The organism is Paenibacillus sp. PK1-4R (assembly GCF_030369595.1).
GTDB lineage: Bacteria > Bacillota > Bacilli > Paenibacillales > Paenibacillaceae > Paenibacillus.
In genome coordinates this window covers 4,945,707-4,968,078 of sequence record NZ_CP126535.1, presented here as the reverse complement: position 1 = coordinate 4,968,078, position 22,372 = coordinate 4,945,707, and the positions used below count along the sequence as shown (strand labels likewise).

4 protein-coding genes are annotated in these 22,372 nt (G+C 46.8%); 3 read left to right on the top strand and 1 reads right to left on the bottom strand.

The window, feature by feature from the left end:
• Window positions 1-28: 28 nt before the first annotated feature.
• Window positions 29-454, bottom strand: coding sequence for an Rrf2 family transcriptional regulator (locus QNO02_RS21560; RefSeq protein ID WP_047843833.1), 426 nt, complete (start codon window positions 452-454; stop codon window positions 29-31).
• 423 nt (window positions 455-877) lie between these two features.
• On the opposite strand from QNO02_RS21560, the gene QNO02_RS21555 reads away from it, so the two are divergent.
• From QNO02_RS21555 to QNO02_RS21545, 3 genes are all read left to right on the top strand, one after another.
• Entirely contained in the window at window positions 878-1,354 is a 477-nt protein-coding gene (locus QNO02_RS21555; RefSeq protein ID WP_026080959.1) for a DUF6790 family protein, read from the top strand.
• Between the two features lie 63 nt (window positions 1,355-1,417).
• Complete coding sequence (locus tag QNO02_RS21550; protein WP_289392840.1) at window positions 1,418-18,193, top strand: non-ribosomal peptide synthetase/type I polyketide synthase; 16,776 nt, start codon at window positions 1,418-1,420, stop codon at window positions 18,191-18,193.
• The gene (locus QNO02_RS21545) at window positions 18,183-22,364 is read left to right on the top strand and encodes a beta-ketoacyl synthase N-terminal-like domain-containing protein (protein ID WP_289389918.1); all 4,182 of its coding nucleotides are present in this window, start codon (window positions 18,183-18,185) and stop codon (window positions 22,362-22,364) included. Before QNO02_RS21550 ends, QNO02_RS21545 begins: the two co-directional genes overlap by 11 nt.
• Window positions 22,365-22,372: the final 8 nt, after the last annotated feature.

Genomic DNA, 22,372 nt, shown 5'->3' with positions numbered 1-22,372 from the left:
GGTTAAAAAAAGCTCATAATGAGCTTTTTTATTCAGAGACATGAATCTGATCCATCATCTGCTGTATGGTTACACGATTCAAGCGCTGTTCCATGGCTGTCTGAGCCTCAATGAGTTCGGCACGCAAGGTGTGTTCAATCATGTTGCCGACCGGACATTTCGGATTCGGATGTTTGTGAAAGTTAAACAATTCCCCATCCTCCACGACCTCAAGCGCTCGATATACATCAAGAAGGGTAATGTTGGCTGGATCTTTCAACAAGGAAGCACCGCCCACACCGGGTCTGACGTCAATCAGACCCGCCTGTTTCAGCTTGGACATAATCCGCCGAATAATCACGGGATTTGTATTCACACTCTGCGCGATAACATCTCCGGTGCATTCATTGGGCATAACAGCGATCAGGGACAGGGTATGAACCGCAATGGAAAAGCGACTGCTGATTTGTCTCATGGAATAATCACCACCGTTGTAACAATAATAGTTACAAAGTGATCGGATGTCAATTCTTTTATATCATATGTGAATTGATAGTTGCTGTTATCCTGTAATCGTATCTGACTAAACAGATGATAATTGAACTATCACCTATGTCAAATAAATGAGTTGTGGTTCTTTTGAAGCGTTAAAAAAGAAGTAGGTTTCAAACCTTTTAATGTAATAATAGGGCTTAATTCCTATTATTTTCAAGTTAAATGGAACTATATGGTTTTCTTGTTTGCGTACAGTAGAAGAAAAAGGACAAAAGCTTCGACAAAATAGAAAATTATGTATGAATTGACAAATGTAAAAGCGATTATATAATGTGTGTATCTACAAGATTGTACATTTAGTTACAAATGATTCCAAATAACAAACGGCGGGAGTGGGACAGGCATGTGGTTTTTGGTTCTATGGTTGTTAGGTCTAATTTCAGGGGGAGTACACCTATATGTGTTAGGTTTTCCCGGAGAAATGAGCGAGATTAGCAGAGTATTGCTGCTTCATCAGTTTGTGGTTACGTTTGGATTGGTTGGAGTGATTGGTTATGTTGTCAACATTGCCAGAGCGGATCAGACAGCCAAAATGTTAGGATGGCCTGGTGGACCATTTCAGGTTAAATACGGTTTTTCCCAGGTAGGGCTTGGAGTTATGGGGATTATGGCCATCTGGTTCCAGGGGAACTTTTGGGTTGGTGTATTGGTAACGATGTACATATACGGATTAAGTGGTCTTTGGTCACATACTTATGTCATGATTAAAAATCGCAAGGCAGATGGAGACAGTATCGGGAATCTCATTATGGATGTGGTGTATCAAACGTTTATCACGGTTCTCTCCGTATTGGCTGGTGGAATCTGGGTAATGCACTAAGCTGTAATTGATTTTTTGCCTTACACAGCTTGAATCTCAATTAAACGATGAGGTGTGGTCGTGATGGTACAAAAAACCGTTGAACTTTCCGAAACACAAAAGGGAATCTATTTTGATTGTCAGGTGAATGATCCCACTTCGTATAACATCTCAGCTTCAATGAAATTTGATCATCTTCAAATGGAGATATTTCGCCGGGCCATCGAATTGCTTATGTATGAGCAAGTGGTGCTGCGTACTCGGATTGAGATTCAAAATGATGTACCCGTGTTATCCGTTCATGAAGATATGGATTATTCACTTGTCTTGTGGGACCTAAGTAGCGAGAATCAGGAGAATCCCAAGGAACAACAGTTAGAAGCACTGGTGGATGAATGCATCGGGACACCTTTTGATCTAGAGAAAGGTCCTCTGTTCCGTATAATGATTGTTCAGATGGATAAAAGCCGATATATTCTGACCTTATGTATTCATCATTTAATATGTGATGGCATGTCGCTTGAACTTATGAAAAACAAACTTATTCAGTCATATACGTGTCTTCTTGAAGATCAGCCTGTGGATGTCAAGCTGGATGAAGGATTCATCTCTTATGTTGAGGCAGAGAACAAGAAACTGCACGAAAACAAGTACTTCAAAGAGCGGGAATACTGGTTAAACAAAATGAAGGGAGCGGAACCTCTTTCTCTGAAGCACGACTTTCCAGCAGGTTCCTTACAAGAAGGAATTGGTCATGAACTGCGATTTGATATTTCGGAATCGTTAATGGCTGATATTACACAGATGTCCAAAGATAATGAAGTAACCGTTTTTATGTTTTTTATGGGTGCCTTTGGCATTCTTATGAGCAAATATGTCGGTACAGACGATATCACCTTTGCCTCCCCATATTCTCATCGTCCCGGTATGGACTTGGAAGAAACGATTGGATGTTTTGTCCATATGTTGCCTATGCGATTCCATATTGACCTCGAATCAACTCTAAAACCTCTGCTGCAACAAGTAGCCACAACCTGGATGGATACGTATAGAAACATCGGATATCCGAATAACCTCATTGTCAGAGACAGCATGTTACAGGCTCAACCCGGATCACCATCGTTGTTTGATATCTCCTTTGTTTATGATTCCTATGAGGAAGATATGCTCGGAACTCGTATTCTGGATCAGGATAAGGTTACGTTTCCAGGAGATCTAATGGTGGTGTTGAGTCGTTTACCGCAAGGAGCTCAGTTGAAGCTGCAATATAAACCGAGCTTGTTCCGTGAAGATTCAATGGAGCGAATGGGCCAACGATTTCTATACTTGCTGAATCAACTAGTAACCAATTCTGATCAAAAAATCAGTGAGTTCAGCCTCCTGATGCAGGATGAGAAAGAAAACCTACTGTACCGATTCAATCAAACTTCTTATTTTCCCTACACTCCACAACATATTATGGATATATTTCACGATAAAGTAGCACGTTTCCCGGAGCGGGTAGCTCTAATGGAAGGGAAGCATCATCAGACCTATGCGCAGGTCAACGCAAAAGCGAATCAATTGGCTAGGCAGATCGTTGCGAGTAAAAAAAGTGATAACGCGGCAGTTGGCGTGCAGATGCCACGTTCCTCGGATATGGTCATTGCCCTATTGGCTGTATTAAAAGCCGGATGTGCTTTTGTGCCTGTAGACCCTTCCTATCCTTTGTCCAGAAAGGACTATATTATATCGGATGCAGACATATCCATAGTGCTGGCTATGCAGCCCGAAAAAGATGACAAGACTCTGGATGTCCAGTACATCTACGTTGAGGGAGATCAGGCCTATACGGGGGATGCCTCAAATCTTGAAGAGGCGCTGAATCCGCATAGCCTTGCCTATATCATGTACACATCTGGATCAACAGGCAAGCCAAAAGGAGTCATGGTTGAAAATCATAGCGTAGTCAATACACTGCTTGATCTGGAGCGTCGGTTTCCAATGCAGGCGCAGGATGTTTACTTGCTGAAAACAGCATATACCTTTGATGTGTCCGCCACGGAACTTTTCGGCTGGTTCATGGGTGAAGGCGCACTAAGTATTCTTGAGCCTGGAGCAGAAAAAGACCCTGCTCGTATTGTGTCTACGGTGGCATCACATAAGGTGACGCACATTAACTTTGTTCCAACGTTATTCCGTCTTTTTCTGGAAACGATGGAGCTTCGCTCCGATCTGTCAGCATTGGAAACGCTAAAATGGATGTTTGTTGGCGGAGAGGCAGTCACGCCAGACATCATTGAGAAATTTAACAGGTTAGGCATTAGAGCAAGTCTGGAAAATGTATATGGTCCAACCGAATGCACCATATGGGTTTCTCATTATCCGTTAAGCCATTATGAAGGCTTGGGCAATGTACCGATTGGCTACCCGCTCAATGAGTCCAGATGGTATGTCGTCGGACATCATGATGAGCTTCAGCCGTTAGGTATTCCAGGGGAGCTTTGTCTTAGCGGTGTTGGGCTTGCACGTGGATATCTGAATCTGGAACAGATGACCCGAGAGAAGTTTATCCCTAATCCTTTCTTTCAAGAAGGACAGGACGCAGAGCATTTCAGGTACATGTACCGCACAGGGGATCTGGTACGTTCACTCCCAAGCGGTACGATCGAATATCTGGGACGCATTGATTTCCAGGTTAAAGTTCAGGGAGCCAGACTGGAGACAGGCGAAATTGAGAATACCCTGTCATCCTATCCGGGTGTCATCCAGACCGTGGTAGTCATGAAATCATTTGAAGGTAGGTCCGGCTTGCTGTATGCCTACTATCTGTCAGAGCAGGAACTGCCTTCTGTCGAATTGAGAGAGCACCTGTCTCGTTTGTTACCGGCATATATGATACCATCCGTTTTTGTACATAAATCCGAATTTCCATTGAATAGCAGTGGGAAGATTGACCGGAAGGCACTCATGGCAGATATCACGCATGCTCACGCTTCCAGTACGTTCTATACCACCCCGTCTTCTGAGCTTGAGAAGGTTATAGCCGAAGTGTGGGCCGAAGTGCTCGGTGTTGAGAGAGTAGGGCGCGATGACCATTTCTTTGAATTGGGCGGAAATTCATTTTCTGTCATTCAGGCTCACAATAAACTAAAACATTATACCGATGTGGAGTTCCCTGTTCCTCGTTTTTTCGAATGCCCGACATTGCGTCAATTTGCCGCGCTGGGACCAAAAGATGAGGGAGTTCGGATACCAACTGAAAGGGAACAATTGTTTCAACGAAAAGACGGCATTATGCGTGAGGACATTGCAATTGTGGGCATGGCGGTGAATGTGCCGGGCGCTGAGGATATAAGGGAGTTCTGGAGTAACCTTGTTGAACGGCGGGAAAGCATTCACTTTTATAGTGATGATGAATTGAGGGAGCTTGGCGTGGAGGAAGCACTGCTGCGTTCACCTCGTTATGTCAAGGCAAAAGGACGTGCCAACGGCATCGATGAGTTTGACGCAGGGTTCTTTGACTATACTCCCGGTGAAGCCAAAATGATGTCTCCCCAATTCAGACTTTTGTATCAGGGAATATGGGAAGCGCTGGAGGATGCAGGCTGCAGACCGGATGAAGCCGGTAAGGTGGGTGTGTTCCTTGGCGGGTCAGATGACTTCGAATGGTACCGTCAAGTACTTTTTAACGATGCTAACTATAGCAGTAAATACGAAGCATTTACCCTCAGTACCAATCATTTTCTCGCTACCCGAATGGCTTATAAGCTGAACTTAAAAGGGCCGGCCTATACCGCTCTGACGGGATGTTCTACTTCACTGGTTACACCTCATCTGGCATGTCAATCTTTGATCGTTGGAGAATGTGATGTGGCCGTGGCTGGTGGGATCACCGTGGAGTTGCCCAATGAAGGGGGTTACATATTTGAGGATGGCATGATGTTCTCCACAGATGGACACTGTCGTCCATTTGATGCGGCAGCCAGTGGAACCGTCTTCTCCAATGGTATGGGAATTGTGGTGCTGAAGCGGGTAACCGATGCTCTGCGGGACGGAGATCATATCTACGGGGTCATCAAAGGCTCAGCAATTAACAATGACGGACAAGAGAAACTCAGTTTTCTTGCTCCAAGCGTAAGCGGACAGGCTGAAGTCATTCAGGATGCTTATAAGGTAGCCGGAGTAGACCCGGAAACGGTGAGTTATATCGAAGCACATGGTACGGGAACGTTGCTTGGTGATCCAATTGAAGTAAACTCGTTAACTCGGGCCTTTGCTTCCGACCAAAAGCAATTTTGCTATCTGGGTTCGGTAAAGGGCAATGTGGGACATATGGATACAGCCGCAGGTGTGGTTGGTTTAATCAAGGTAGCGCTCAGTCTTGGACAAGGTTATATCCCTGGAACAGCGAATTATGAGCAGCCTAATCCCAAAATTGATTTTTTGAATACACCTTTTAAAGTTAATGCACAAGGTGTGGACTGGAAACAGGGCCATGTTGGAGTCATGCGCGCTGGAATCAATTCATTTGGTGTGGGGGGCACGAATGCTCACATGGTATTGGAGGAGGCTCCCGAGATGGAGAAGTGCAGTCCGGATGATGACGTAAATATATTGCTTTTTTCCGCCAAAACAGAGTACTCGCTGAACCGCACCGCTGAACGGATTATGGAACATCTGACTCAACATCCGGATCAATCTGTGTCGAACGCAGCGTGGACCTTGCAGTCAGGTAGATCTGTTTTTGCGTATCGTAAGGCACTCATTCTGGATAAGACATGGAAGGATAATCCGGACAAGCTGATACAGCAGCTGGGGAAAGCACGCGTATACCATTCAGCTCAAGGCACCCGTCCCGTATACTTTATGTTCCCCGGACAGGGCAGTCAGTATCAGGGAATGGGTGCAGAACTATACAGATCTACAGAGCAATCAGGCCTGGCTCCAATCTTCAGAAGTTATATCCAGGAAATATTGGACCTTCTGCCCACAGAAGAACGAGAAGAAATGCTGTCCGTTGTATACGGAGATCAGCAGCCTGAGCGAATAAACCAGACAGAGTACAGCCAATTCGCACTGTTCATGACCAGTTATGCGCTGGCCAAGTCGCTGCTGGATCTGGGCATCAAGCCAGATGGCATGATCGGGCATAGCATTGGTGAATTGGCTGCCGCAGCGGTAGCGGGTGTGTTCGAACTCGGAGATGCTGTCAAGTTAGTTCGACTTCGCGGACGTCTGATGCAGCAACAACAACCCGGGGTCATGCTTGCCGTTATGGCGGATGCACAGCAGGTGAAGTCACAACTGGAGGAAGACATGTGGCTTGCCCTGGTGAATACTACAGGTTCCAGTGTAATTGGTGGGACAGCTGAAGCCATTTCACGGATGGAAGCCAAGGCTGAAGGACTGGGCTGGAAATGCATTCGTGTGAAGACTTCCCATGCATTCCATACGCCAATGATGAATCAGGCTGCCGAGGAATTTAGACGTTATCTAGCAGAGCATTCACTTCATACGCCACAGATCCCATTACTGTCCAACACCAGTGGAACATGGGCGCTTGGAGATGAAATCACACAACCTGACTATTGGTCCCGTCATATTTTACAGCCGGTGTTGTTTGAATCAAACCTGGCTGAAGTGTTGAAGGATGAGCGGGCTGTATTAATTGAAGTAGGTGCAGGACGAACGCTAAGTTCCTTTGCCAGACAGCACAGTCAATCAAGAGATTCCCAGGCGGTACTGAATATGCTGCGTCACGTAAGGGAAACGGAGCAGGATAGTATCTATGTGAACCGCAGACTTGCGGAGTTATGGTGCGAAGGCATTGAACCGGACTGGAAGGTGCTCAAAGGGAAGACGGTACGACGCAAATGCTCTCTGCCTACTTATGTTTTCAACAAACAATCCTATCCTGTCAGTGTTTCTCTTTCTGGCTCATCATCAGCGGAAGGAATGGGTAAGGGGGATGATACGGGGCATGCAGAGCAGGGTAAGGGAAGTGGCTCTTCTCTAGTAAAAGGGACAGTTTATACAGGTGATTTCGACCAACTGAAACAGATTGTCCTGGACGCATATCGAACGATTTTTGGCATCGATGATCTAGATGAAGAGGTTAATTTCTTTGCGGTCGGAGGAGATTCTCTCAAAGCAGTCAGCTTGTCTGCATGGATCCGGTCTCATTTTGGAATTCAGCCTGAGGTAGCAGATATTTTCAATTATTCAACGCCTATTCAACTGGCGGAGCATCTCTATGTCATGGCGAAACCAAAAGTGGACCAACAGACCATTCAATCTGCACCCACTATGGATGCGTATCCAATCTCTTCTGCACAGATGCGTATGTTCACACAAGCGATGCTTGATCCAGGCAATACGGCTTACAACCTACCGTCTGCAACCATTATTGAAGGTGAATTGGACCGTATAAGAGTTGAGGCTGCTTTGCAGAAGTTGATACAGCATCATGAGGCGCTCAGAACATCGTTTGAGATACGGGGCGGTCAGATCGTTCAGATCATCCAACCTTCGGTTCGCTTAATTATGGGCTATGCAGAGCAGCATGTGGCAGATGACCAAGAGTTGCCTGCGATGATCGAGACATTGATTCGTCCTTTTGATCTGGGGAGTGCTCCGCTTATGCGGGTTGAACTGATTAAGATAGGCGAGCGCAGGCACCTGCTATTCTTTGATATTCACCATATTATCGCAGATGGTACATCTGTCGAAATCATCACTCGTGACTTCAATGATTTATATTTTGGCAAAGAGCATACAGTCCGATTGCAGTATAAAGATTACGCGGTATGGCAGCAGCAGCGTCTCGCTTCAAATGAATACAATTTACATCAAACATACTGGTTGGACCATCTTGGCCCTTCTTTACCTGTGCTGGAGCTCCCACTTGACCATGAACGTCCATCACAGCGATCCATGCAAGGGGGACGTCTCCATTTCACGTTGAATCGTTCGGTAACACAAAACTTGCACGAGCTGGCTTCCTCATCGGAAGCATCCATGTATATGGTAATGCTAAGTGTGTGGAATCTTCTTCTCGCACGCCGCTCAGGTCAGCAGGACATTGTGGTAGGAACGCCTGTTGCAGGAAGGATGCAAGAGGAGTGGAAAAAGACGGTAGGCATGTTTGTCAATATGATTGCGATGCGGAATTTTCCAACGTTTGATCGTACGTACACTGATTTTTTACGCGAACTTAAACAACATACTCTGGATGCTTTTGCGTATCAGGAGTATCCGTTTAATGAGCTTGTGGCACAACTGGGCGTGACACGTGAGTTGAACCGAAATCCGGTATTTGATGTTTGTTTTGATTATCAGAACATGGATTTGCATGGACTTGAACTTCATGGTTTGCAATTCAGTTCTTTTCCGGTGGAGACAGGTACGTCTACTTATGATCTGTTAATGACTTGTCAAGAAAACAGGGAGAAGCAGGTGATTGAAGGATATATCGAATACTCGCTGGATCTGTTCCACCGGGACACAGTGGAAGGTATGATGCAGGAGTTTATCGGACTCTGCCAAGAGGTTGTACAACAGCCTAATCTGTCTCTGAGCGAACTGTTTGAGAGAAACGAACGTTCTCATGAGCACCCAGTCCATCGTCTTGCTGGTCCACGTCTGGATTACAATTCTGCGGGGGGTCTGCATCGGCTGTTTGAGCTGCAGGCAGAACACACACCAGACAAGAAAGCTCTCCTTGTATCATCCGGAGCCTCTTTTACCTACAGGGAGCTTAATGAAAAAGCTAATACGCTGGCTTGGAAGCTGATTGATCAAGGTGTGCGCCGGGATGAACCTGTAGGCATATTATCCAGACGAGATGAATCGTTGATCATTATGCTATTGGCGGTGCTGAAAGCTGGGGCGGCTTATGTGCCTCTGGACCCTGCTTTTCCGCCGCAGCGCATCGTGAATATGATCGAAGATAGCCGAATGAACGTATTGCTGTGTACGCCTGATGAAGAAGGCACAGTGACTTTTAGCGGAGAGAGATTTGTGTATGATCCAACTGCCCAGGATGTGCGCTCATCCGTTAACCCGGACATAAGCTTCCTGTCTTCGGACCTGTCCTGTGTGATTTTTACCTCAGGATCAACGGGGCGTCCCAAAGGGGTCATGATTACTCATGAGGCGATGGTCAATTTTGTTGAGGACATCAGGCACCGACATATTTTTGCACATGAGACAGATCGCATCATCAGTGTAACGACCATATCTTTTGATATTTTCGGATTTGAAGTGTGGACACCATTATGCACCGGATATTCGCTGTATCTGGCCGATGAGGAGGAGCAGCTTGACCCGGCTCTTGCTTCACGTCGAATACGTGAACATGGTGTTACACACATTCTTAGCACTGTCTCACGCATTAAGGCATTTGTCGAAAATCCGGAATTTGCTCAGGCGCTGGGCAATCTGCGGTGTGTTCTTACCGGAGGGGAAAATGTCCCTGTGGGACTCCTCACCGATCTGAAGCGGCTTACGCCCGCTCGAGTCTTTAATATGTATGGACCAACGGAAACTACGATCTGGTCAACGACCAAAGAATTGAATGACACAGCCGCGATTACCATTGGCAAGCCCATTACCAATACAGAGATTTATATTCTGAATGATGAAGGTGAAATACTGCCACCTGGCAGCTATGGAGAGCTGTGCATTGCAGGAAAAGGATTATCCCGCGGTTATCTGCACAATGCAGCCGAGACCGATGCCCGATTCATTGCAAACCCCAATGTTTTGGGAGGCCGTTTATACCGAACTGGTGATCTGGCCCGTATACTGCCGGATGGGGATGTTGAGTTAATGGGACGGTTGGATCAGCAGGTGAAGATTCGTGGCTACCGGATTGAACTGAACGAGATTGAGCAGGCAGCGATGAATTATGAACTTGTAAGAGAAGCTGTCGTTAAGGTAGAAGGGGCCGAGCAACATTCATTGCAATTAATCCTTTTCTACAGTCTGAAGCCTGGGATTGAGCCTTCCGTTATGGAAGATGAAGACGTACAGCTTCGGACCTGGTTAAAGCAGCGGCTTCCACAGTACATGATGCCTTCTCGCTTGATTCGTCTGGAAAATCTGCCTGTGCTGCCTAATGGCAAACTGAATCGCAATGCCCTTCGTCTGGCTGATTTTGAAACGGGAGAGAAGGCTAATCCGGCTCTGGTTTATGGCTCATCGATTCAAGGAATGGAGCAGGCAAAAGTTGATCTGGAGCAGATGCTTATTGCAGCGTGGAAGGAAATATTGAATCTGGATACGGTTAATATCCATGACCACTTTTTTGACATCGGAGGCAACTCGCTGGGGCTTATTCTGATTAATAATCGGCTGAATGCCTATCTGGATAAAAGCGTTCCGCTGGTGCAATTGTTTGAGCATTCCTCCATTGCATCACTGGTCAATCATCTGGTGGCGGAGCAGATGCTGCCGACAGTTACACAACAGGTACAAGAGGAGAGCGGGAATATCGCTTCGGTTGGATATCCTGTTACGAACCCGGGCCCGACAGCAGCTCCCAAAGAGTATGTGAGGAGCACAGTTGAAAACAGCAAAGTGGAGCAGAGCAGACCGGAACAGAGTATCCCGTTTGCTTCAGAACACAGTAGCAGAATTTCTTCTTCGACGGATATCGCAGTCATTGGCATGGCAGGGCATTTTCCCGGTTCAAGAAATATTGAGGAGTTCTGGGATAACCTAATGGCAGGTAAGGATGGTATCACCCGTCTGAATGAGGAGGATCTAACCGCTGCGGGTGTACGACCGGAAGACTTCAAACATCCCGATTATGTACGGGCCAAAGGTGTACTGCAAGACACTGAGTATTTTGACTCCGGATTTTTCGAATATCCGCATCAGGAATCCAACATGATGGATCCGCAAATACGGCTGCTGCATCAGTGCTCATGGGAGGCGCTTGAGCATGCCGGGTGTGATCCTTACAGTTATGAGGGAGCTATAGGATTGTTTGCCGGAAGTGGACTGAGCTTGCCATGGATGGTGCAATTTCTAGGTCGTTCCGGTAATTTGCTACAGGCTTTTGAAGCCATGACTTTGAATGAAAAGGACTATATTACAACCCGAGTATCTCACAAATTAAATCTGAGAGGGCCAAGTATGGCCGTACAGACCGCATGTTCGACTTCTTTGGTCGCCATCCACCAAGCTGCTGAATCGCTGATCCGGGGAGAGTGTGATGTGGCACTTGCGGGAGGTGTCTCTATCTCCTATCCGCTCAAAGAAGGTTATCACTGGCATGAAGGCATGATTTATTCAAAAGATGGTCATTGCAGACCGTTTGATGAGCAGGCATCTGGTACTGTGTCTGGTAATGGATGCGGAATGGTTGTGCTCAAGTCACTCCGCGACGCGCAGAGAGATGGAGATCATATCTATGCAGTCATTAAAGGTTCAGCGATTAATAATGATGGCATGGACAAAATTGGATATACGGCACCGAGTGTGGCCGGGCAGGTCAAGGTTATTCAATTAGCCCTGCATCGTTCGGGAGTGTCTCCTAAAGAGATCTCCTATCTGGAGGCGCATGGAACAGGAACCAAACTGGGGGACCCGATTGAAATTGAAGCTCTCAGGCAGTCATGGGGAACAGATCGTAGAAATTATTGTGCTCTAGGTTCTGTGAAAGCCAATATTGGGCATCTTGATGCGGCAGCAGGTGTCGCCGGTTTTATTAAAACCGTACTGACGCTTTATCACCGGGTGGTTCCGCCACAGATTCACATGAATCGGACGAATCCGATGTTGGAGCTGGAGCAAAGTCCCTTCTATATCAACAGGGAGCCACAGCCACTAGAAGACGCGAAGCGTATCCTGCGAGCAGGTGTCAGTTCGTTTGGGATCGGTGGGACCAATGCTCACGTCATTCTGGAGCAGCCGCCCGTCCAAGAGAGCCAAGCCAATTATGAGTCATTGCTTCTGCTGCCCTTCTCGGCCAAAAGTGAATCTGCGCTGGAACGCACGTACGATTCGGTTCTACAGGCGATGCATGCATTGCCGGAGCAGTTGCCCAATGCTGCGTGGACGCTACAGAAGGGAAGAAGCAGATTCATTCATCGTAAAGCGCTAATCGTTGTAGACGGTTATATTCCGCCAAGCGAGCAGTCTGTGGAGTTTGAGACACAGGCAAGTGTGATAAATGGGAAGACTAAGGTCATGTTTTACCTCAGCGGAAATGCAAGTTGGGAAGCGCGCAAGATTCGGGAACTATATGCTTCTGTGTATCGCAGCCAGGTCTCAGAGATATTCAAACAGCACTTTGAAGAGATACTGAACCTCTTTGAGTCCAAGGAACAGTATGCCATTCGCCAAGGCATAGGGCGATCGTTAACCGATTCAAGGCTTGAGCGCATGCAGTGCTTTGTTGTGCAATATGCTCTTTATAAAACCGTGATGCAGCTTGGTGTCAAGCCAGATGCTGTCTGTGGACAAGGCGTTGGCGAACTGGTGGGGTTGGTTATTAGTGATGCACTTGATCCAGTACATGCCGTGGGGCTTCTATACAATCTAGAGGATTGGTCACTAGAAGAAGGAGCATTGTCAGATGCTTTGACAGGAAGGATGACAGATGCAACTGTAACAGACCATGCGTCGAGTATTGCACCACTGTTATCTCCAAATTTCCTGTTTACGCTGCTAAATCGCAAGACGCTTTCTGAATCTGCTGGGCATACGCTGTGGATCGTTTCGAATCAGCAGCAGGATACAGACCAAATAGCCCCGGATTCATCAGAGCCAAACATCATTGCTCTTACTGGAGATCGTCAGAGCTTGCTTGAGGCAGACGTGTATTTAATGAAAGTACTTGCTTTTTGCTGGTGCTCTGGCATGGAGCTTGATTGGGAACAGTTAAACGGAACGGGGCGCAGGCAAAAAATCTCCCTGCCGACGTATTCCTTTGATCCGATTGTTCATCAACATGATGTTGCATTGTATCAGCTTGCAGGTATGTCGCAGGTTGCAGCGGGTTCTATCGCAGCATTAGACCAATCTCCATTTGGGAAAGTCAGGGTTCAACGGACTGATGATGAGATAAGGCATGTATTGTCGCAATTGTGGCAGGAGTTGCTTGGTAATGGAGAAGTCGGCCTTGAAGATGATTTCTTTGAGCTTGGAGGTCATTCTTTAAAAGCGATTTCCTTGGCGTCGAGGATTAAAGAAATGTTTGGATTAAATTTGGGGTTGGAAGAGGTTTTTGATCATTCTGTGTTTGAACACATGGTTCAATGGATTGCTGAACATCAGGCTACAAGTGACTCTGATTCAGTGAACCCAATCTTGCCTGTACCTAAGAAAGAGAAATACAAGACCACTTCTGCACAGCGAAGAATGTATGTGGTGCATGAGTGGATGAAAGGTGAGAGTACGGCGTACAATCTCGCCAGTTCCTATAGGGTAAGAGGAAAACTTGACCCTACCCAATTCACATTAATAATGGATGCACTGGTAGAGAGACATGAAGCATTCCGTACCAGGTTTGAAATGATTGACGGTGAGCTTTTCCAGGTTGTCGAGGATCGGGTTCCAAGCGTTGTGGAGTTGCTGGAATTGGAAACGGCAGGGTTAGAGCAGGTCATGGAATGGATCAAGCCTTTTGATCTGACCAGCGCACCATTGGTTCGTGTTAAGCTGGTTCGCCTTTCTCAAGAGGAACACATCTTATTCATCGACATGCATCATATCATTTCTGATCAGAGTTCCATTGCGATCCTGATGCAGGAGTTTGCTCGCATGTACAGAGGAGAAACATTGCAATCTCTTGACATTCAGTATAAGGATTATGCGGAATGGCGTGATGAAGCTGCGTCACATGGACAATCTGTTGAAGACGCCAAGTTTTGGATACGGGAATTCGAGGACATGCCTGCACCGGTTGAATTGCTTACAGACTTCCCAAGACATGGCGCGTCATCCTACAGCGGAGACAGACGTTCCATTGAACTTGGTGAGTCGTTAAGCACACAGGTCAATGACTTCTGTACGCAACAAGGGCTTACACCCTACATGTTGTTCATGGCAACTTTGAATCTATTAATCTGGAAGTATACGGGTCAGGGAGACTTGGTCGTTGGTACAGCGGTTGCGGGGCGTGAGAAGCCAGAACTTAATAACGTTATGGGTATGTTCGTGAACATGCTCGCCATTCGCACCAGCATGGACAGAGAATGGTCCACAGAGGCGTATTTGAATGAGATGCGTGGCAAGCTGTTATCTTGTTATGAGCATCAGCATTATCCTTATGAAACACTGGTGGAACAACTTGGTCTATTCGGTGATTTAAGCCGCAACCCCCTATTTGATGTGGTGTTAAATTACATTAATATGGGAACCGATGATCCTGAAGCCGGGGAACTGATGCTTGAACCATGGGTCGAAGGTAGGGTGGATGCCAAATTTGATCTGACTTGGACACTGGTCGAGCATAAGCAATGTTACACGGTTGAACTTGACTATCGCTCAGATTTGTTTAAAGCGGAGTCCATGGAACTGATGCTGGATAAATTCCGGTATATCCTGTCTCAGATCACAACAGGGCATAATGAACGAATTGGTCAGATTAAGCTCACTACACCGGAGGAAGAGGAATGGCTGCTGTACGGAGTCAACGATAATGCCGCCCAGTATCCGCGAGATGCGACCATTTCCCAATTATTCGAGGAACAAGTACATGTGCATGCACAGAAGACAGCATTGGTCTGGGAAGACGGTGAATGGAGCTATGCGGATCTGTATGAACGTGTTCAGTGGCTGGCGTGCAGGTTGCTTGGACAAGGGATAAAATCAGGCTCCAGTATTGCTCTCATTCTGGACCGTGGACCGATCCAGATGATCAGTATTCTTGCTACACTCCAAGTGGGTTGCAGTTATGTTCCGATCGACCCGGCTTCGCCGCCATCGAGAATTGAATTTGTTTTGCAAGATTGCGATGCGGCTGTGTTATTGACTGAAACGGCGTATGTCTCCACATGGCAATCTGTAGTACCTTGTATCGTGCCGGCAGATGAACTGGCAGCATTTGATTCAGGAGACATGCAGGAGCCTGTTGAAGATATGAACATGACCGCTCTTGACCCTGCTTATATCATTTATACATCGGGGTCAACAGGAACCCCAAAAGGGACTGTGATGAGTCATCGCAATGTGACAAAAGTCATGAAAAATAGCAATTTTGTCACCGTTGTGCCAGAGGATCGTATCCTGCAAATTTCTAACTATGCGTTTGACGGTTCCATTTTTGATATTTTTGCTTCATTAATAAATGGCGCTACTCTTGTATTAATCTCAAAAGAGACCATTTTGGATATGGCTCGTTTGGCGGATGTCATCCGACAGCAACGGATTTCAGTATTTTATATTCCGACATCCTTGTTTAATATGCTGGTGGATTGGGATGCTGATTGCTTGAAGAGTGTGCGTAGAGTGATGTTTGGTGGTGAAGCTGCATCGGTGAGTCATGCCAACAAAGCGCTTGCATGTGTAGGGCCGGGCAGGCTGTTAAATGGATATGGGCCAACGGAAGCAACCTTTTTTGCCTCCTACCACTTATTAATGCAAACAGAGCCTTATACTGGCTCACTGCCCATAGGTTACCCCCTGTCTAACACAGCCTTGTATGTTCTGGATGATGAGCTGAAGCCTGTACCACCCAACGTTCCAGGTGAACTGTATATTAGTGGGGATGCGGTAGGTATTGGATATCTTAACCGTGAGGATCTTACCCGAAAACACTTTCTTGATGATCCCTTCCGCACGGGAGAACGAATGTATCGGACAGGTGACATCGTCAAACGTCTGATTGACGGCAGTCTGATTTTTATTGAACGTTCGGATTTCCAGGTCAAAATTAGAGGTTTTCGCATTGAGTTATCAGAGATAGGCAATTGCATGGAGCGTCTTTCGGGAGTTCGTGATGCCTTTGTCATGACAGCTACAGAATCATCAGGAAGCCTATACATTGCCGCTTTTTATACAACCGATACTGGAGCAGATGCTGAGTATATTCGAAGAGAACTTCACCAGCAACTGCCAGAGTACATGGTGCCTGCACGAATTATTCGACTGGATCATCTTCCGATTAATGCCAATGGCAAAGTGGACCGAAGAGCATTGTTCGAGAATTTGGTTGAAGAGCAGCAGAGGTCTCTGGAAGTGAATTCACCTCGGACAAAAACGGAGCATGTCATTCTTGCCGCCATGCGACAGATTCTGGGTAATCCGGGCATTGGTGTGGAAGATCACTTCTTTCAAAATGGGGGGCATTCGCTCAAAGCAATTGCATTCACTCAAATTTTGTCAAAAGAAGGAATTGCCATCAATGTGAACGAATTATTCCAATATCCGACAGTTAGAGGACTTGCCAAATTGGTAGACATTAATCCTCCGGCGTCAGTTTGGTCCGAAGATAGCCTGCATATTCAGTCCCCGATAGTCATACCACAGGACATAACACTTCATGAGAAACAACTGGACAGCCTGGTCCTGCACGTTTTAAACAGCTGCAATCAGGTTTCATCTTTTATGGCGGGCATGACCCCTATGGGTCGATTCCAACTATCTCCAATTCAACAAGCACATGCTTCTACGACTTCACGAGCAAGCGGATTTACAACAACGCTGGAAGGCGAATTGAATGAACAAGCTGTAAAACACCTGATTCTTGGGGTTATATCCCGGCATCAGTTGCTGCACAGCATGATATATGAGGAAGAACAATTGTATTGGCATCCATGTGATATGTCATTAGCGGCGGACATGCTGCAACAGCTAATCCCCTATCTTGATATTCGTCATTATGCTTCGGATACGATTGAGCAGTTGGAGTACAAACTGGTTCAGTCTCTGTTACACAAAACGTATACGTTGAAGGAACTACCATGGCGTCTGTGTATTTTGCGTACAGGAGCCACAGAGCATAAGCTGATTTGGAGTTTTGATCACCTTGCGTTTGATGGTATGAGTGCCCAGATCATCAAGCAGCAACTTGAGTCGAAGGCATTATATAGACCGCAAGGTGTAGGGACAGAGAGTGATCTTCTGTACCAAGTACGAAATTATGAGGATTATGTAAGTTTTCTGTCACAAGGCCCCATAGGGGTATCTGAAGATGAAATGAAGAAACAATTTTCACTTCAGGCATGGAATAGATGTAACACCATCGTCATGAACAAGTTGAAGGAAACAGAAACATTGTCGCCTTCAGCGATGACTGTCGAGTTGTCCCTTGCAGGGAAGGAGCCTGCAGATGTTTGGTGGACATGCTTTGAAACTTTTGCCAACATCATTGCGGCTTATCTGAACATAAGCCAATTGCCAATAGCCCTGGTGCATTACGGAAGGGAGTATGGCGAAAAATCCTACTATGATTATGTGGGAGAATTCCTAGATCTCATTCCAGTGCTGGTAGACAGTGAATTCACACAGGAAGATCTGTTGAAACGTCTGGAATTTACGAAGCAACACAGCATTAACTTTATGGCACTTACACATGATTCTTCCCTCTCGGCACAATATGATGGCATACAGGAACAATTGGGAACTGCCTACAGGCAAGCAGAACAGGAGACGCGTCAGATGATTCTGTTTAATTATCAAGGCTTCATCTCCAGCAGCGAAGCGATCCCAATGTCGTCTCACTCGTCGGATGACCAAGATTCGAATTCGGGACTCGCCCAATTCGAATGGATTATTCGATACGACGAAGAGTGTCTGTACGTACATCTGGCCTGTCAGGCTGGTCTGGACATCGAACGTATGAAACAGCTGATTGATGACAAGCTTGGTAGCGATGTGAAAGTGGTAGTTCACAATGAGGCAATGGAGGTGCAACATGTCCAGTAAATCCATACAGCGAGGACCCGAGCTGATTGTGCCAGAACATTATTCAACAGTGGCTGAGATGCTACTCTACATTGCAGATACTCATCCAGAAAAGGGAATGACCTATATCAGCTCTTCAGGTGACGAACAGTTTGAATCCTATCCTGAATTACTGATGCAGGCGCGCAAGTACCTGCAGTCTCTTCAGGAGCAAGGCATTCAACAAGGACAGGTCGTTATTTTGGAAATTGACCAGTCACAGGAATTTTACCGTACCTTTTGGGCTTGCATGCTGGGGGGCATTATTGTCGCCCCGGTTAGTCCTCCGGCTGCCTGGGAACCAGGCTCAGCCGGTCTGGAGAAATTCACGAAAGTGTGGGAGGTACTCGGGCGTCCGGTAGTGATCGTCGAGGAAGCCTACATGCCCAAGTATAAGCAGCTTGCGGAAAGTCCGGTATTCAAAGGTCTTATGTTGATTAGCGTGAACCAGCTTCAGGCAGGCCAGCAGATGGCTGATCTATGCCCAACCTCTCCTGACGACATTGTGTTCCTGCAATTCTCATCAGGAAGCACGGGAATTCCCAAAGGCGTGCAGTTAACAAATCACAATATTATCGCCAACAGTATTGCATGCAAGACTTTTCTTGGAGCTGAAGAAGGAGATAATGTGTTTACCTGGTTGCCGCATACGCATGATATGGGGATATTTGGACAGCATCTGACACCTGTCCTGAGTGGAGCCAACATCATGGTGATGTCACCTTATACCTTCGTACGGTCCCCTTATCTGTTCTTGCGCAAGATTACGGAGTATCAGGGAAAATGGTTTTGCTGTACCAATTTCGGTTTCGAATGGATGGTGCAGAAGATCCCGGATTCCAAGCTCTCAACGCTGGATCTGTCTTCACTGCGTATGACCTTGAATGGTGCAGAGCCTATATCAACGTCTGTTATTGAGCGATTTGTCAAAAAATTCAGCTCTTGTGGCTATCGTCCCAATATGATGTTTCCTGCGTATGGCATGGCTGAAGCGACAGTAGGTGTATGTACCTCCAGACTGGGGGAAGAGCCACGAATTGAACGTATTTCGCGTTCGCGGCTGGTGCAGGAAGGACTGGCTGTGCCAGTCCAGCTGCCTAGCAGTGATAGCCATACTTCGGATGTGATTGAATTTGTCCATGAAGGATATCCCATGACAGGGATTCAGATCCGGATTGCGGATGAACAGGGTGAAGTGCTGGATGAGCGGGTTGTTGGCGAAATCCAGATCCGTGGGGAATCGGTAACCTCCGGATATTACAGTCTTCCGGAGATCAATCGTGAAATGTATGTGGATGGGTGGCTTCGCACTGGAGACTTGGGTTATATGGCTGACGGCTCCCTGGTTGTAAGCGGACGAATCAAGGACATTGTGTTTATTCGGGGACAGAACCATTATGCGCATGATCTTGAAGAAATTTTGTACCAGAATAGCAGCATTCCGAGAGGGAATCTGACGGTAGTCGGGCACTTTAACAGCCTCAAACAAGTAGAGGAGCTGCTTGTATTTGTTAAATACAAATCGGGCACTCCACAGTTTCTGGATGTACGACAGGATCTGATCCAACGTATGAGGGCTGGATTGGGTATTGAGATTACCCATGTTCTCCCAATCAAGGTTATTCCAAAAACGACGAGTGGCAAGGTTCAGCGGTTCATGCTGAGAAACGAATATGAGCGTGGAGCATTTACCAAGGACATCGAGGCCATTGAAGAACTGATTCGCGAAAACACACAACAGCAAGGACACGAGACGGTTTCCGCATCGTCTTTGGAGTATACCGTACGTAAAGCCTGGGCCGAAATTCTTCAATTGCCCGCAGGAAAGATTGAGATGGATACTTCTTTTCTCGCACTTGGAGGCAATTCCATTCTCTCCTATCAATTACTTGACAAGCTGTCTGCACATATGGGACGTGAATTAGGACAAGAACTACTTGTTTTTTGCAGTACAGTACGTGAGATGGTGGAATATCTGCAGGAACTTCCAGCAGAAACGAAGGACTTTGAACAAGCTGAAACCACAGATAATCACCTGAATGTACATCGTGCTATTGCTATTACCGGACTGTCTCTGCGTCTGCCTGATGCCGACACCCAAGAGCAGTTCTGGAGCAATCTGGTTAACGGGTTAGATAGTGTTGACCGGGTTAGCCTAGAGCGTGCAACACGTTCCAAGCAACCCGATTGGGATGACTGGATTGGGGAACTGAAGCAACCGGATACGTTCGATCATGAGTTCTTTGAAATCCCGTCTGAACAAGCTGCATTTATGGATCCGCAGCATCGCAAGCTGCTGGAAGTTGCTCATGAGGCGCTGGAGGATGCGGGTATGCTCGTGGACCATGAGGATAAGCGTGATGTGGGTGTGTATGTAGGGATTAACCCTAGCACATACTTCGATCTGGTTGTTGATTATATGAACCGGAGTTTTGGAAAGGCTGTTCATTCTCACGCTATGGTAGGCAATATGTCCAATATTGCAGCAGCCTCCATTTCACACATGTACAATTTCACAGGACCGGCACTGTCCATAGATACGGCATGTTCTTCCTTTCTGGTAGCACTGACACAAGCTGTGGCGGCCATTCAGGACAAGCGTATCTCTGGGGCAGTTGTAGGTGGAGCGAACATTTTGGCTACACCGCATGTTCATCAACTATCACGCAATGCTGGAATCTGTTCTTCCACTCAACATACGAAGGTATTTGACCGGGAAGCAGATGGTTCAGTCCTGGGGGAAGGTGCTGTTGTTGTATATCTGGAGCCGCTAACAGAGGCAGTTCGCAACAATAAGCATATTTATGGTGTGATTCGCGGGACAGCGGTGAATAACGACGGATATTCCCTGGGCATTATGGCACCCAACCCTCAGGGGCAATATGAGGTACTCCGTGCCGCTTATCGCGATGCCAACCTAAACCCGAGCGAGATTTCTTATATTGAAGCACATGGATCGGGGACAAGGATTGGAGATCCAATTGAGGTGAATGCCTTGCTCCGACTGTTCCGGGAAAAGGGATATACAAGCGACAATTCAATTGGATTAGGTTCAGTCAAAACCAATATTGGTCATTTATTTGCAGCCTCCAGTGGAGCCAGTCTTGCCAAGGTTCTGCTCAGTATGCAGCATGGGGAACTGGCACCAAGTCTGCATATGGATAATCCGAATCCGGCCCTCCGACTGGACCAATCGCCGTTCCATATCGTTAGCGAGCGTAGATCATGGGATGTACCTGAAGGAAAAACACGGAAGGCAGGCATCAGTTCGTTTGGCCTGGGAGGTACGAATGCCCACATTGTGCTGGAAGAATGGAAAGCCCCTGTCCGTGCAGATGCCCCGGCACGAGGCCAATTGTTAACGTTCTCTGCGAAATCAGAGCAGGCTTTAAAAAAGCTGATTGATAACACGGAGCAATATGTGAAGAAACATGCGGACCTGGCACTAGAGGATCTTTGTTTTACCCGGAACAGATATAGAAAACATTATCGGTATCGTGCAGCAGTAGCTGTCAGCTCAACCGGAGAGTGGAACATCGAAGAGATGGAATTTGGCTTCAAGCCTAGAAACCGAGCTGCTCGTGTCAATATTGTGGTTGGGGGGCATGAAATTCGCGGAGAAGATGAAGCGGAAGCACGCCAAGTAATCAGGCCAGACGTTTCTAATGAAGATACGGTATCTACCTTGAACTACTGGGTGACCTTGCTTGAGACACTTGTACGTCTAGTCCCTTCCATTCAAGAGATTCGAGGAATAGCTTCAGGAGAGGAGCTTGTATCCAGTTTACATCTGGATGGCGAGGAACATCACAACGCTCATGCAAGCCAATCCATTCCAGTGAACAACAGAGTGACGTTAGAGAGTCTGCAAGACACACCTGGCAAGATGGCAAACGCCGACATTGTAATTATGATTGCTGCAGATCAGACAGTGCAGCAGCTTGAATACAGTGGCAAGGAGAGCTTCATCCGCCTGTCTGCCGAGCCGACACTTACCATGGAGGATCAGCTTGCTTTATTGCTGGGACAGCTTTATGTACGTGGTGCTGCGCTGGATTGGGAACAGTTACATCCGAATGGCTCTGGCCAGATTGTACATCTGCCAGCACACCCATTCGAGCCGTATGTACATTGGATAGATGTGAATCAGTGAACGGAGGT

Coding starts and splice junctions, on each gene's coding strand:
- QNO02_RS21560 (WP_047843833.1), bottom strand. CDS start 454: ATGAGACAAATCAGCAGTCGCTTTTCCATTGCGGTTCATACCCTGTCC.
- QNO02_RS21555 (WP_026080959.1), top strand. CDS start 878: ATGTGGTTTTTGGTTCTATGGTTGTTAGGTCTAATTTCAGGGGGAGTA.
- QNO02_RS21550 (WP_289392840.1), top strand. CDS start 1,418: ATGGTACAAAAAACCGTTGAACTTTCCGAAACACAAAAGGGAATCTAT.
- QNO02_RS21545 (WP_289389918.1), top strand. CDS start 18,183: ATGTCCAGTAAATCCATACAGCGAGGACCCGAGCTGATTGTGCCAGAA.